At 69.8% G+C, this 13,434-nt stretch carries 10 protein-coding genes; 5 read left to right on the top strand and 5 right to left on the bottom strand.

Features of this window, described 5'->3' with window-relative positions:
* Positions 1-8: 8 nt before the first annotated feature.
* Entirely contained in the window at positions 9-965 is a 957-nt protein-coding gene (locus LXT23_RS11995) for an alpha/beta fold hydrolase (RefSeq protein ID WP_253980257.1), read from the bottom strand.
* Between the two features lie 112 nt (positions 966-1,077).
* On the opposite strand from LXT23_RS11995, the gene LXT23_RS11990 reads away from it, so the two are divergent.
* A complete protein-coding gene (locus tag LXT23_RS11990) occupies positions 1,078-1,860 on the top strand; it encodes a phytanoyl-CoA dioxygenase family protein (RefSeq protein ID WP_253980256.1) in 783 nt (260 codons plus the stop codon).
* Positions 1,861-1,869: 9 nt separating this feature from the next.
* Here LXT23_RS11990 and LXT23_RS11985 read toward each other — a convergent pair whose 3' ends face one another.
* On the bottom strand, positions 1,870-3,930 hold the full coding sequence (locus LXT23_RS11985; RefSeq protein WP_253980255.1) for a sensor histidine kinase: 2,061 nt from the start codon (positions 3,928-3,930) through the stop codon (positions 1,870-1,872).
* A gap of 189 nt (positions 3,931-4,119) precedes the next feature.
* Between LXT23_RS11985 and LXT23_RS11980 the strand changes: the two genes are divergently transcribed.
* Positions 4,120-4,908, top strand: coding sequence for a WbqC family protein (locus tag LXT23_RS11980; RefSeq protein ID WP_253980254.1), 789 nt, complete (start codon positions 4,120-4,122; stop codon positions 4,906-4,908).
* A gap of 3 nt (positions 4,909-4,911) precedes the next feature.
* Here the strand turns inward: LXT23_RS11980 and LXT23_RS11975 are convergent, their stop codons facing one another.
* Positions 4,912-6,735, bottom strand: coding sequence for an ATPase (locus tag LXT23_RS11975; protein WP_253980253.1), 1,824 nt, complete (start codon positions 6,733-6,735; stop codon positions 4,912-4,914).
* 139 nt (positions 6,736-6,874) lie between these two features.
* Here LXT23_RS11975 and LXT23_RS11970 point away from each other — a divergent pair, with 139 nt between their 5' ends.
* From LXT23_RS11970 to LXT23_RS11960, 3 genes are all read left to right on the top strand, one after another.
* On the top strand, positions 6,875-7,243 hold the full coding sequence (locus LXT23_RS11970) for a hypothetical protein (protein ID WP_253980252.1): 369 nt from the start codon (positions 6,875-6,877) through the stop codon (positions 7,241-7,243).
* A gap of 93 nt (positions 7,244-7,336) precedes the next feature.
* Positions 7,337-8,113 (top strand): DUF6209 family protein, encoded by a 777-nt coding sequence (locus tag LXT23_RS11965; RefSeq protein WP_253980251.1) that lies wholly within the window; start codon positions 7,337-7,339, stop codon positions 8,111-8,113.
* A 114-nt stretch (positions 8,114-8,227) separates the two neighbouring features.
* Complete coding sequence (locus LXT23_RS11960) at positions 8,228-9,889, top strand: acyl-CoA dehydrogenase family protein (protein WP_253980250.1); 1,662 nt, start codon at positions 8,228-8,230, stop codon at positions 9,887-9,889.
* Positions 9,890-9,952: 63 nt separating this feature from the next.
* On the opposite strand, the gene LXT23_RS11955 is transcribed toward LXT23_RS11960, so the two are convergent.
* Positions 9,953-10,270: a hypothetical protein gene (locus LXT23_RS11955; RefSeq protein ID WP_253980249.1), complete on the bottom strand. Its 318-nt coding sequence runs from the start codon at positions 10,268-10,270 to the stop codon at positions 9,953-9,955.
* 44 nt (positions 10,271-10,314) lie between these two features.
* A complete protein-coding gene (locus tag LXT23_RS11950; RefSeq protein WP_253980248.1) occupies positions 10,315-13,338 on the bottom strand; it encodes an error-prone DNA polymerase in 3,024 nt (1,007 codons plus the stop codon).
* Positions 13,339-13,434: the final 96 nt, after the last annotated feature.

Genomic DNA, 13,434 nt, shown 5'->3' with positions numbered 1-13,434 from the left:
GCCGCGGCTCACCCCGGGAAGGGCGCGCCGCGCCGGTCGGGCTCCAGGCCGTGGTCCACCAGGAAGCCCCGGACGGCGTCGGCGATCTCCGTGCCCGCCTCCAGCAGCCCCGCGTGGCCGGCGTCATCCACCCGGAGCCAGTGCGCATGCGGCATCGCGTCGCGCATGCGCTCCATCTCGCTCAGCGGCACCAGGGTGTCGTCGCGGGCGGCGATGATGAGCGTGGGCACCCGCACCCGGGACACCACGTCCCAGGCATGGCCCTCCGCCAGCCCGCACAGCGTGTGCCAGTACGCCTCTGGGCTCATCCGCCGCAGCGCCCGCATGAACTCCTCGATGTCCGCGCGCGGCGCTCGGGGGCGGAGCGCGCCCATCGCCCGGCCCAGGGGATAGGCGAAGCGGCTGGAAATCACCGCGTGCACCACCGGCGCCGCCAGCGGAAGGACGGGCGTGGTGGCCCGGAACAGCCCCCGGGTGGCCGTCAGCGCCACGCGGGCCGTCAGCCGGTCCGTGCCCGAGCCCGGCGCTCCCGGCGTCCCCGCGATGAGCGTCATCGAGGGCACCAGGTCCGGCCGCCGCTGGTACAGCTCCAGCAGGACGCGCACCCCCATGGAGAACGCCACGTGGTGCGGCGGACGGCCGTCGCCCCGGGCCATCACCGCCTCGGTGACGCGCTCCAGGTCGTCCACGTGCACCGGCACCCGGTAGTCCCCGTTGCACGAGTCCTCGCTGCTGCCATGCCCCCGGTAGTTCCAGTGCGTCACCCGGTGGTCCTGCTCCAGGTTGCCGACGATGTAGCGCCAGAAGTTCTCGGACGTCCCAATCCCGTTGGTCAGCAGCACCGGAGGCCTGTCCCTCAGCTCCGCGTCCGCGGCCTCTTCCGACAGGTTCCCGTAGTGCGTATGCCAGGCCACCCGGGTCCCATCCGGGGCGGTGACGAAGCGCGTGTTGCGACGGTAGGGCATGCCACTTCCAACCATGGGGCTCCCTGGCGGGTGGCGCAAGGTCTCCGGGTGGCCGGGCATTCCCTTCCTGGACGCTCCCAGGAAGCGCCGTGCCGGGTTATGAGGGAGGCGCATGCTCTGCGTGGACGCGGAACAGTTCGATATCGGCCCCTTGCTCGCGCACTACGCCGAGCACGGCTATGCGCGCCTGGGCCCCGTGCTGGGCGAGGCGGGGCTGGAGGCCCTGCGCGAGCGGGCAGACGACCTCATGCTCGGCCGCGTCGCGTACCCGGGGCTGTTCTTCCAGCCGGACGCCACCACCGGCCGCTACGAGGACGCGCCGCTGGGGCTGGGCTGGCAGGGGCCGTCGCTCGACTACCGCAAGCTGGAGAAGCTGGAGAAGGACCCGCGCTTCCTCGCGTGGATGGAGAACCCGCTGTTCGAGCGCATCGCCCGCGCCCGCATCTCCGGTGACGTCGTCCTGTACCGCGCCATCCTCTTCCACAAGGGCCAGGCCGGCGGCAGCAACCTGCCGTGGCACCAGGACGGGGGCCGCCTCTGGGGCCTCACCCGCGAGCCGGAGCTGCAGATCTGGACGGCGCTGGACGACGCCCCCGTGGACGGAGGCTGCCTGGAGGTCGTGCCCGGAAGCCACCGGGGCGGCCTGGTGACGGAGCTGGGGGGCGTCATCCCCCCGGACGCGGTGGCCGCCGCCGACGCGGAGCGCCGCGCCGTGCCCCTGCCCGTGCGCGCCGGCGAGTCGCTGCTCATCCACAACCACGTGTGGCATCGCTCCGGACGCGGCCGCCCCGGGCTGCGCCGCCGCGCCTTCTCCGCCTGCTACATGGACGCGGACGTGCGCTGCGTGCGCAAGAAGAAGGCGCCGCGCGTCTTCCCGCCCCTGTTCCGGCGCTGAAGCGGCGGCTCAGCCCACCAGGTGCAGGCGCATGGGCGGCGACGCCTCGCGCGAGCGCTGCGCCACCGGCAGGGACACGCGGAAGGTGCTGCCCCGCCCCTCCTCGCTCTCCACGGAGATCTCCCCGCCGAAGCCGGTGACGATGCCGTGGCAGATGGACAGCCCCAGCCCGGTGCCCTCGCCCACCGGCTTGGTGGTGAAGAACGGGTCGAAGATGCGCGCGCGCACCTCCGGAGCCATGCCCACGCCGGTGTCGCGCACCTCGATGATGACCCGGTCCGCCGAGTGCCGCAGCACCAGGCGCACCTCGTTCTGCTCCGGATGGCCCGGCGCAATGGCCTGCGCGGCGTTGATGAGCAGGTTGAGGAACACCTGCCCGAAGCGGCCCTCGTTGCCCTCCACCAGCGGCACGTCGCGGTACTCGCGGACGACCTGCGCGCGCATCTTCAGCTCGCCGCGCGCCATGGTGATGGCCGACTCCAGCACCGCCTGGACGTTGACGGCGGTGGCCACCTCGTCGTCCCCGCGGGAGAACGTCCGCAGGTCACGCACGATGTGCCGCACGCGGTGCGCCCCGTCCACGGCCTCGCGCAGCACCTCCTCCATCTCCGAGATGCGCCCCGGCGGCAGCTCGCGCGCGACGCCCTGGAGCTCTCCGGAGAGGAAGGACAGGTTGGACAGGACGAAGGCCAGCGGGTTGTTGATTTCGTGCGCCACGCCCGCCGCGAGCGTGCCCACCGCCGCCAGCCGGTCCGCCACCACGAGCTGCGCCTGCATGGCCTTGCGGTCGGTGATGTCGATGGACACACCGCCCAGCAGGCGCCGCCCCGAGCGCTCCTTCACGATGAAGCGGTAGGTGAGCCAGTGGCGCGGGGTGCCGTCCCGGGCGGGAATCATCCCCTCGGTGGCGCTGGGCTTGCCCGACGCCAGCACCAACTGATCCTCGCGCTGCACGTGCGCCGCGGAGGCCGCCGGCATCAGGTCCGTGTCGTCCAGCACCGCCAGGTCCATGCTCTCCGGAAGCTGGAAGAAGCGGCGGTAGGGCTCGTTCACCCAGATGCGCCGGCCCTGCGAGTCCTTGATGAACGCCACCGCCGGGCTGTTGTTCATGAAGGACGCGAACAGCTCCTGCGACTCCTGCAGCGCGGCGAGCGCGGCGGTGCGCTGGGCCATCAGCTCCTGGCGCGCCTTCGCCTCCGCCGCGTTGCCCATGGCCGCGCCGAGCAGGCCCGCCATCAGCTCCAGCGTGCGCACGTCCCGGTCGTCGAACGTATTCGGGCGGGAGGAGACCACGTTGAGCGCGCCCACCGGCCGCGACTCGCGCCACAGCGGGACGCAGATCATCGAGCGCGCCCCCACCCGCCGCGTGGCCTGCACGTTGACGCGCACGTCGTCCTCGGTGTCGTCGGTGCGCATCACCTCGCCGCGCAGCAGGCTGGAGCCGGTGAGGCTGCCCTCCACCTTCAGCCGGAACCCGGTGTGGGCCGCCACGCTGCCGGTGGTCACCCGGTACTCCACCATCCCGTCCTCCACCAGCGCCACCGCCGCGCCGTCCGCGCCGCACAGCACGCGCGAGCGCTCGCACAGCAGCCGCATGATTTCATCCAGGTTCAGCCCCGCCATCGCCACGTCCGCCTGCGTCTGGATGATGGCGGCCAGGCGCTCCATCTCCCCGCGCGCCGCCTCCTCGGACGAGCGCCGCTGCTGCCGCGCCCGGCCGCGCCGCTCCAGCAGCAGCCGCCGCGCACGCACGTCCTCGGCCGCGAAGGGCGCCGTCAGGTACTCGTCCACGCCCGCCGCCAGCAGCGGCTCCAGCGCGGCCTCCGTGGCCGCCGGTGCCAGCCCCAGCACGAAGGGCGAGTCCGGCCTCGCCAGCGACCGCAGCGAGTCCAGCCACCGCCCGTCCACCGCCAGCGCCTCCGTCTCCACCACCAGGACGTCCACGGCCTCGTGCGTCAACACGCTCCCCGCCGCGGCCGCGTCAGCGGCGACGGACACCTCCTGCCCCTGCCGGCGCAGCTCTTCCGCCACGGGGTGCTGGGAGTTGGCGCTGATGCACAGGAACTTCATCCGGGGCTTCCTGGGTATTTGGAGTCGATAATCATGAAATTCTACAGTCCCGCAGCACTGCAGATCCATACCTCCAAGGGCTGGGTCTCAAATAACCCAGGGCCTGACAGGCTGGCAGGAGGGAGGGGGCGGGGGCTTCCATGGTGGAAGGTCGACTGCCGGCAGGGCGCTGGAGGGTAGGATGGGCGGGTGCCGGGCATTCCTGGAGTCCTGGTCGCCGAGCAGCCGCACTACCTGCCGTGGGTGGACTTCTACGAGCAGGTGGCGCGCGCGGGCACCCTGCTGGTGCTGGACAACGTGCAGTGGCTGCGGCGCGGCTGGCAGCGGCGCACCCGCGTGGCGCTGCCGGCCAACGTGCCCCTGCCCCCGGCCACCGAGCCCGGCTTCCAGTGGCTGTCCATCCCCCTGGAGGACCCGCACCGGGACACCCTCATCCAGGACCTGGCGGTGGACGCGCGCCAGCCTTGGGCGCGCAAGCACCTGCAGACGCTGGTGACGCTCTACGGGCGGCGGCCCCACTTCGGCACGCAGGTGCTGCCGCTGCTGGAGCCCTTCTACGACGCGGCGGGGCGCGAGGCCGGGCCGGGCTCGCTGCTGCGGGTGCTCCTGGGGAGCATGGCCCTCTTCCACGAGCCGCTGGGGCTGCGGCCCCACGTCGTCATGGCCTCCACGCTGGAGAAGCAGGGCGACGACAAGACGGGCCGGCTGGTGGCGTACTGCCGGCAGCTCGGGGCGCACACGTACTACTCGGGCATGGGCTCGACGCTGTACCTGAAGCCTGGCCTCTTCCGGGACGCGGACGTGCGCGTGCTGTGGCAGCGCTTCCGGCACCCGCCCTACCCGCAGGGGCGCGAGGGCCGCTTCGTCCACGGCATGTCGCTGGTGGACGTGCTGGCCAACGTCCCCATGGACGAGGTGCGCCGGTGGCTGGAGCCGTCGCCGTGGGGCCCCTTCGCGACACCGGCCCCGGGCGGGTGAGGCTCAGGTGGCGGAGGCGGCGCTGCCTCCGGCCTTGTCCTTGTCGAAGCGCACGAAGTAGCCGCGCACCGCCGAGTCCAGCAGCGCGGCGTCCAGGCGCGGCTCCACGCCCTGGTAGTGCGCCATGTCGATGACCTGGTCGAGGAGATCTCTGGGCTGGCAGGCCGCCAGCGGACGCCCCACCGGCCGGTAGTGCGTGTCGAGGAGGTAGTCCACGGCGGACGCGTCGTAGGGCACGCCTCGCTTGCGGCACATGATCTGGAAGATCTCGTGGAACTGCTCCTCGTCCGGGCGCTGCACCTCCAGCTTGTAGCGGACGCGGCGCAGGAAGGCGTCGTCCACGAGGTCGCTGGGGTCCAGGTTGGTGGAGAAGGCGGCGAACACGTCGAAGGGCACCTGCACCTTCTTGCCGGTGTGCAGGGTGAGCATGTCGATGTCGCTCTCCAGGGGGACGATCCACCGGTTCAGCAGGTCCTTGGGGGAGACCTTCTGACGGCCGAAGTCGTCGATGAGGAGCATCCCGTTCATGGCCTTCATCTGGAACGGGGCCTCGTAGTACCTCACCTCCGGCGAGTAGACGAGGTCGAGCATCTCCAGCGTCAGCTCACCGCCCACCACGACGAGGGGACGCCGGCAGCGCACCCAGCGCCTGTCATACGCGGGGGCGCCCTCCTCCTCCACGGGCTTGTGGAGGTTGGCGTCGAAGATCTTCACCACGAAGTCGTCGATGAGGATGGCGTGGGGGATGAAGATGTCCCCGTCGAAGCAGTTCACCATGCCCTGGCAGATGGCCGTCTTGCCGTTGCCAGGAGGGCCGTAGAAGAAGATGGCGCGGCCGGAGTTCATCGCGGGGCCGATGCCGTCGAAGATGTAGTCGCGGATGACGAGGTCGCCGAACTTGTCCTCCATCCGCGTGCGGGTGATGCGGTTGCCGCGAACGGTCTGCTTCTTCACCGAGGCCACCCACTCCTGGAAGGGGATGGGCGCGGGGCCGTTGTAGCGGTTGCGGTCGTTGATCTGCCGGAGCACGTCCGTGACGAACGGAGTGAGCTGGTAGATCATCGTGGACTTGCCCACGCCCGAGCCGCCGCCGCCGCGGATGTCGACGTACTTCTGACGGCGCAGGCCCTCGATGATGTCGTCGACGATGGTGGTGGGCAGGCGGAGGCGGTTGGCCAGGTCCATGCCCCGCATCTCACCGGCGGCGAAGAGGGCCTTGAGGACCAGCTCCTCGATGAAGGTGGTGTTGAGGCCCGTCTCCTCCAGGTTGCGCGGCTGCGTGGGCCAGAACTTGTCCGCCGCAGGCATGGCGCCGTCGGTGCTGCGGCGCTGCGGGGTGCGAGCGGCGGCGGGGCCCGGGCCGCCAGGAGGGGCGGGAGCACGACGCTCGGGACCGGCGTAGGCGGCCGGGGGGGCGCTCGGTGGCCGGCGCTCCGGCACGTCGGGGCTCGTGACGGAGGCGGGGGGCGGACGGCGCTCGGCGGGCGGCGCGGGGGGTGGGCGACGCTCGGCGGGTGGCGCGGGCGGTGGGCGGCGCTCGGGGATGGCGGCGTCGGGGGAGACGACCACGGAGCGGCGCTCGGTGGGGAACTCGGGGCCCTCGTTGGGAGGGAGCGCGGGGCGCGAGCCGGTGGTGGCGCCCGGAGCAGGAGCCCTGGGCGGGAGCGCGGCGCTGGCGCCAGTGAGGCCCGTGCGCGGGCGGGGCGGCCCGGAGAGCACGGGGCTGGGGGGAGCGGCGGGTGCCGCGGGCGTCTCCACGGGGGTGACGCTGCGATTGGAATCGTCGGCCGGCTGGCCCGGGGGGGCGGGCCTCCTGAACAGGGACATTCGTGCTCGCTCGAGGGTGTTCGGAGGGACGAGCCTACCGCATCGGTCCGGTTTCAACGAGTCGGTGTGGGGACCCTCGGATTCCGGGTCTGGTGGGCCGGTAGGATTGCAGTGATGAGACAGCGGCGGTGAACGAGCCATGACCAACCAGGGACGAGAAACTTCGGCGGACATCCCGGATCGTGGTTTCGATAGCGTACTGGACTACCTGCTGGTCATCCGGCGTGACTTCGCGCGACTGGAGATGTTCATCGGCGAGCCCCGTGTTCAATCGATGGAAGGCTTCATTCTTGGATATCGCCTTTGCCTGAGCACACGAGGCAACATGGATGATCGATACCTCCGGTTCAGGGAGTGGCTCCGAGAGGTGAAGGGAGAGATCATCAGCTCGGAGGGATGGGCCACGAAGTTCCTCCGCGACTGCGGCAACGACCACGTACGCGCCATTCGTAAACTGCTGGACCTCGCGGCCGAGTTCCACGCGATGGAACAACGCGGAACCTGCTGAGGCCTTTTCTCCGTTTCCTCGCTCTGCCCATGATGCGCGCGCCTCCGCCCCTGTGAAGGTTGGCACACCCTCATCATCATGGAGCCACAAGCCGTGAACCGACTCCTGTCCCTCTTCACCCTCCCCTTCCTGCTGCTCGGCAGCGCCGCATCCGCGCAGACGCCCTCGGTCATCACCTTCAACGCCGACTGGACGATTGCTGCCTCAGGGCAGCTGCTCGAGGGCGGACAGGTCCAGGTTGCCTACGACGTGAACCGCCTGCCGGACTGCCGCACCACCCTGCCGGATGGCAGCCCCTCCTGGAGCATCACCGGCCACTACCGCATCAACGGCGGCCCCCCCGGCAGCTTCGACCTCGCGGGTCTGCCCACCACCGGCGCGCCTCCCGTCATCCCGCTCCCGACGCCGGGCACGCTGGAGCTCTGGTTCAAGGTGTCCGGTGACAACTGCGAGCGCTATGACTCGCACTACGGAACCAACTTCCCCTTCACCATCCACCCGCTCAATCCGTCGGCCCCGGCCACCATCCTCTTCCAGGAGGGCTGGGTGGAGTTCGTCGTAGGCACGCTGAAGCAGGGCCAGCCCTTCGTCATCGACTTCGACCTCGACCGGCTCCCCGAGTGCCGCCTCCTCTACAACGGAGCGCCCACCTGGGACGTGGGCGTGCGCTACCGGTTCAACAACGGCGTGTACGGCGAGAAGAGCGTCACCCAGGTCTCCGGCTATAGCCGCACCGGGACGCCGGTGACGATTATACCTCCCGCCGGGGCAAGCTCCGTCTCCGTGTGGTTCGAGAACTGGGACCGCGGCTCCTGCCGCCGCTGGGACTCCAACCTCGGCGCGAACTACCACTTCAGCCTGCAGCCGTAGCTTCCGGCGTGTCCCACCCCCCATGCCCCATCGGTCCTCCACCGGTGGGGCATCGCCATTTCAGGCCCGCACGGAGGTGTGCCCATCCCGAGAGGCGGGTGTAAATTCCAGCGTATGGGCTTCTTCCAGGAACCGCCGGTACTCGGCAACCAGTACGACGACGATGCACTGCTGCAGAGCTACCTGGCACGCACGCTGCCAGAGGACCTCCGCCGCGCTCTGACGGACGAGTTCCGCGAGCTGGGTGACCTGGGCGGGAACCACTTCTACCAGTTCCAGCTCCGCGACCGGCTGAACGAGCCGGAGCTCACCCAGTGGGATGCGTGGGGGAACCGCATCGACCACATCGAGGTCTCCCCGCTGTGGAAGGAGGCCGAGGCCCTGTCCGCACGACGCGGGCTGGTGGCCACCGCCTACGAGCAGAAGAGCGCCGAGCTCAGTCGCGTGCACCAGTTCACCCTGAACTACCTCGTGCAGGCGTCGCTGGATGTGTACTCGTGCCCGCTGGCGATGACGGACGGCGCGGCCCGCTCGCTGCTGATGCTCGGGAACCCGGCGCTCATCGAGCGCGCCCTGCCCCACCTGACGTCGCGCGACCCGGCGACCGCGTGGACCTCCGGCCAGTGGATGACCGAGCGGACCGGTGGCTCGGACGTGGGCCTGACGCAGACGGTGGCGCGGCAGTCTCCGGAGGGCTGGCGGCTGTACGGGACGAAGTGGTTCACGTCCGCGACGACGGCGCAGATGGCACTGACGCTGGCGCGGCCCGAAGGCAACGGCCCCGGCGGCAAGGGGCTGGCCATCTTCTACGTGGAGACCCGGGACGCGGCCGGGAAGCTCAATGGCATCCAGATCAACCGGCTGAAGGACAAGCTGGGGACGCGGAAGGTGCCCACGGCGGAGCTGACGCTGGATGGCACGCTGGCGATTCCGGTGGCCGGGCTGACGGACGGCATCAAGAACATGGCGTGGATGCTGAATGTGACGCGCACGTGGAATGCCATGGGCGCGGCGTGGAGCATGCGCCGGGCGCTGGCGCTGGCTCGGGACTACGCGAAGCGGCGGGTGCAGTTCGGGGCGCCGCTGTCGGAGAAGCCGCTGCACGTGGACACGCTGGCGGGGCTGGAGGCGGAGTTCCAGGCGGGGTTCATGCTGTCCTTCCGTGCCGTGGAACTGCTGGGCCGGATGGAGGCGAAAGTGGCCACGGAGCAGGACTTGCTGCTGCAGCGGCTGGTGACGCCGCTCGCGAAGCTGACGACGGGGCGGCAGGCAGTGCACGTCACGTCAGAGGTCTCCGAGGCCTTCGGCGGCGCGGGCTACGTGGAGGACACGGGCGTGCCGCGCCTGCAGGCGGACTCGCAGGTGCTGTCCATCTGGGAGGGCACTACAAATGTGCTGTCGCTGGACACGCTGCGGGCCCTGGCGAAGGAAGGCACGCTGGAGGCGTTCTTCCACGAGGTGGAGGGGCGGCTGGCCCGGGTGAAGGACGCGGGCCTGCGGCCGTGCGTGGACGCGGCGAACAACGCGATGGAGCACGCTCGGGCGTGGGTGATGGGAGCGATGGGGAACCCGGCCACGCTGGAGGCCGGGGCCCGGCGGTTCTCACTGACGCTGGGCAGGACGCTGGAACTGGCGCTGCTGAGCGACCATGCACAGTGGTGCCTGGAGAATGGGCACGGCCCGCGAAGCAAGGCTGCGGCGCGGCGATTCGCTCAGCATGGCGTGGACCTCATCCGTGATGAGATGGACTTGGATGACGCGAGGCTGCTGAGCTGAGTCAGGCTCCGGAGCGCGGTCATCACCTTGGAAATCCACCGCCCACGGTGATGATATGGCTCGTCAGTCTTCTCGAGATGGAAACTCATTCAGCAAGGCAATGATAGCGTCGAGTGCTTTATCAAGGTCGTCACCCTTATCAACAAGCACATGTCTGGGCCAGGACATGGGGGAGTTCCGCCACTCAGGATGCCGCTGGTAGATCCACTCCCGAAAATGGTCGTGCTGACTTGGTTGCTTGGCGTCACTCAGTGCAGCCTCGTACCCATAGATGAACATCAGCAGATGATCGATCTCGAAGTCGGGCGCGAACATCTTCGGCCGTTCACAGATATGCCGCAGATGCTCGAAGAGGTTCTTGGCGTGCAACTGGGTGCTCACTGATTGAACCCTTCAAGAATGTTCCGCGCCACGAGACTACACCATCACTGACTCAGGGACGTCACGCTCCGCGTCTTCAGATTGGTTACCTTCCCCGAGCGCTCCAGCACGCCCTCCCCCACCAGGAACAGCGCGCCGTGGATCTGCTTCCGGCACTGCTCGTACACGTCCGGCGGCACCACCAGGTTCGCGATGCCCGTCTCGTCCTCCAGCGAGATGAAGCAGATGCCCTTCGCCGTCGGCGGCCGCTGCCGGCAGATGAGCATCCCTCCCACCGCCACCTTTCGCCCCGACGGCACCTTCTTCAGTCCCTCCGCCGTCACCGCGCCCAGCTTCTTCAGCGTCGGCCGCAGCAGCTCCAGTGGATGCTTCTCCAGCGACAGTCCCACCGTGTCGTAGTCCGCCACCACCCGCTCCAGCACGCTCATCGACGGCAACTCCACCTCCGTGCCGTCCATCGACATCCCGAAGAACAGGTCATCCGAGTCCAGCGGCCCCAGCGCCTGCAGTTCCCACAGCGCCTTGCGCCGTGAGCCGCACAGTCCCGCCAGCGCTCCCGCCAGCGCCAGCCGCGTCAGCTCATGCCTGGGAATCCGCGCCCGCCGTGCCAGGTCCCCCACATCTCGGAAGCCACCCTCCCCCTTCGCCGACTCCACCCGGCGCCCCGCGGAGTCTCCCAGCCCCTTCACCATCCGCAGCCCCAGACGCAGCGCCTTCCCGCCGTCCTCCAGCGTGCAGTCCCACCGCGAACACTGCACGTCCACCGGCCGCACCTCCACCCCGTGCCGCTGTGCGTCCGCCACCAGCGTGTGCGGCGCGTAGAAGCCCATCGGCTGCGAGTTCAGCAGCGCCGCCGTGAAGGCCGCCGGGTAGTGGCACTTCAGCCAGCTCGACGCATACGCAATCAACGCGAAGCTCGCCGAGTGGCTCTCCGGGAACCCGTAGTGCGCGAACCCCCGGAAGTTGTCGAACCACTCCTCCGCCTGCCCCCGCGCATAGCCGCGCGCGATGCAGCCCTCCACGAAGCGGCCCCGGTACTGCAACAGCATCGACTCCGCCCGCTTGTGGCTCAGCACCCGCCGCAGCCCGTCCGCCTCTCCCGCCGTGAAGCCCGCCGCCACCATCGCCAGCTTCATCGCCTGCTCCTGGAAGAGCGGCACCCCCAGCGTCTTCCCAAGGATCTCCTTCACCGCCTCGCTCGGGTACTCCACCTTCTCGATGCCGTGCCGCCTCCGCAGGAACGGATGCACCATGTTCCCGACAATCGGTCCCGGACGGATGAGCGCAATCTCCACCACCAGGTCGTAGAACGTCCTCGGCCGCAGCCTCGGCAGCATGTTCATCTGCGCCCGGCTCTCGATTTGAAACACCCCCACCGAGTCCGCCTCGCACAGCATGTCGTAGACCTTCGGGTCCTCCGCCGGAATCGTCGCCAGGCACAGCTCCCGCCCATGGTGCTCGCGAATCAGCGCGAAGCACTTCGACAGCGCCGTCAGCATCCCCAGCGCCAGCAGGTCCACCTTCAGCAGGCCAATCGAGTTGATGTCATCCTTCTCCCACTGGATGACCGTGCGGCCCGGCATCGCCGCGTTCTCCACCGGCACCAGCTCCGTCAGCGGCTCGCGCGTAATCACGAACCCACCCACGTGGATGGACAGGTGTCTCGGAAAGCCTTCCAGCTCCATCGCCAGCGACAGCGTCTTCTGTACCCGGCTGTCAAAGGCAGACAGCCCCGCCTCCAGCAGCACCTCCGGTGTCACCTGGAAGCCGTTCGACGCCGCCACCTTCGACAGCTTGTCCACCTGGTCCAGCGACAGCCCCAGCGCCTTGCCCGTCTCGCGCAGCGACAGCCGCCCCCGGTAGCAGATGACCTCGCACACCATCCCCGCCCGCTGCCGCCCGTGCTTCTCGTAGACGTACTGCAGCACCTCCTCGCGCCGCTCGTGCTCGAAGTCCACGTCGATGTCCGGCGGCTCCTTGCGCTCCATGCTCAGGAATCGCTCGAACAGGAGCCCCATCCGCACCGGGTCGATGGCCGTGATCTGCAGCGCGTAGCAGACCGCCGAGTTCGCCGCGCTCCCCCGCCCCTGGCAGAGAATGCCCCGCTTCCTCGCGAACCCCACGATGTCCCACAGCGCCAGGAAGTACCCCGCGAAGTCCAGCGCGGCGATGAGCTTCAGCTCGTGCTCGATCTGCTTCACCACCTCCGGCGGCACGCCTCCTGGATAGCGCACCGCGAGCCCCTCGTACGTCAGCGCTCGCAGGTGCTGGTCCGCCGTGCGTCCCGGGGGCAGGTCCTCCTCGGGGAAGCGGTAGTGCAGGTCATCCAGCGAGGCATGACAGCGCGAGGCCAGCTCCGCCGTCCGCTCCAGCGCCTCTGGCCGGTCCGCGAAGAGCCGCGCCATCTCGTACGGCCCCTTCAGCGTCCGCTCCGCGTTGGGCAGCAGCCGCGTCCCCGCCTTGTCCACCGTCATCCCGTGGCGGATGGACACCAGCACGTCCTGCAGCGGCTGCCGCCGGCGGTGGTGCGTGTGCACGTCGTTGTGCACCACCAGCGGCACGCCCAGCTCCCGCGCCAGCAGCTCCGCCTGGGCCTCCCGGGCCGCGTCCCCCGCCGACAGCGTCCGGCACAGCCCCACGTGGAAGCGCTCCGGGAAGGCCTCCGCCAGCGAGGCCACCCGCTCGAAAGGTGCCGGCTCCGGTAACAAGGCCAGCAGCCCGGCCGAGCGGTCCGCCAGCGCCCGCCACGGGAGCCCCGCCTCCCCTTTCGGGTGCGTCATCCGGCTCTGCGACACCAGCGCACACAGGTTCGCGTACCCGCCCGCGTCCGCCGCGTACACCACGACCGGAGGGCCGTCCTCCAGCGTCAGCTCGGCCCCGAGGATCAGCTTCAGGCCGTGCTCCTTCGCCGCCAGGTGCGCCTTCACCACCCCGTAGAGCCCGTCCGAGTCCGTCAGCGCCAGCGAGCGCAGCCCGAGCCTCGCGGCCGTGGCCACCAGCTCTTCCGGGTGCGAGGCCCCGCGAAGGAACGAGAAGTTGGAGCGACAGACCAGCTCGGCGTAGTCCACAACTGATCAAGATACTGAGCGGGCGTTCAGGCGCTAGGTCGGATCGACACTCGGCGAGCGAGGTGACTTCATGGGTTGCTGTCTCCGAGGACGATC

It is taken from the genome of Pyxidicoccus xibeiensis (assembly GCF_024198175.1).
GTDB lineage: Bacteria > Myxococcota > Myxococcia > Myxococcales > Myxococcaceae > Myxococcus > Myxococcus xibeiensis.
The sequence above is the reverse complement of the archived record's forward strand: the minus strand, read 5'-3'. Positions and strand labels throughout refer to the sequence as shown.

Bases quoted from the DNA above. Each gene is read 5' to 3' on its own strand.
- LXT23_RS11985 (WP_253980255.1), bottom strand. From the start codon at position 3,930: ATGAAGTTCCTGTGCATCAGCGCCAACTCCCAGCACCCCGTGGCGGAA.
- LXT23_RS11960 (WP_253980250.1), top strand. From the start codon at position 8,228: ATGGGCTTCTTCCAGGAACCGCCGGTACTCGGCAACCAGTACGACGAC.
- LXT23_RS11975 (WP_253980253.1), bottom strand. From the start codon at position 6,735: ATGTCCCTGTTCAGGAGGCCCGCCCCCCCGGGCCAGCCGGCCGACGAT.
- LXT23_RS11970 (WP_253980252.1), top strand. From the start codon at position 6,875: ATGACCAACCAGGGACGAGAAACTTCGGCGGACATCCCGGATCGTGGT.
- LXT23_RS11990 (WP_253980256.1), top strand. From the start codon at position 1,078: ATGCTCTGCGTGGACGCGGAACAGTTCGATATCGGCCCCTTGCTCGCG.
- LXT23_RS11995 (WP_253980257.1), bottom strand. From the start codon at position 965: ATGCCCTACCGTCGCAACACGCGCTTCGTCACCGCCCCGGATGGGACC.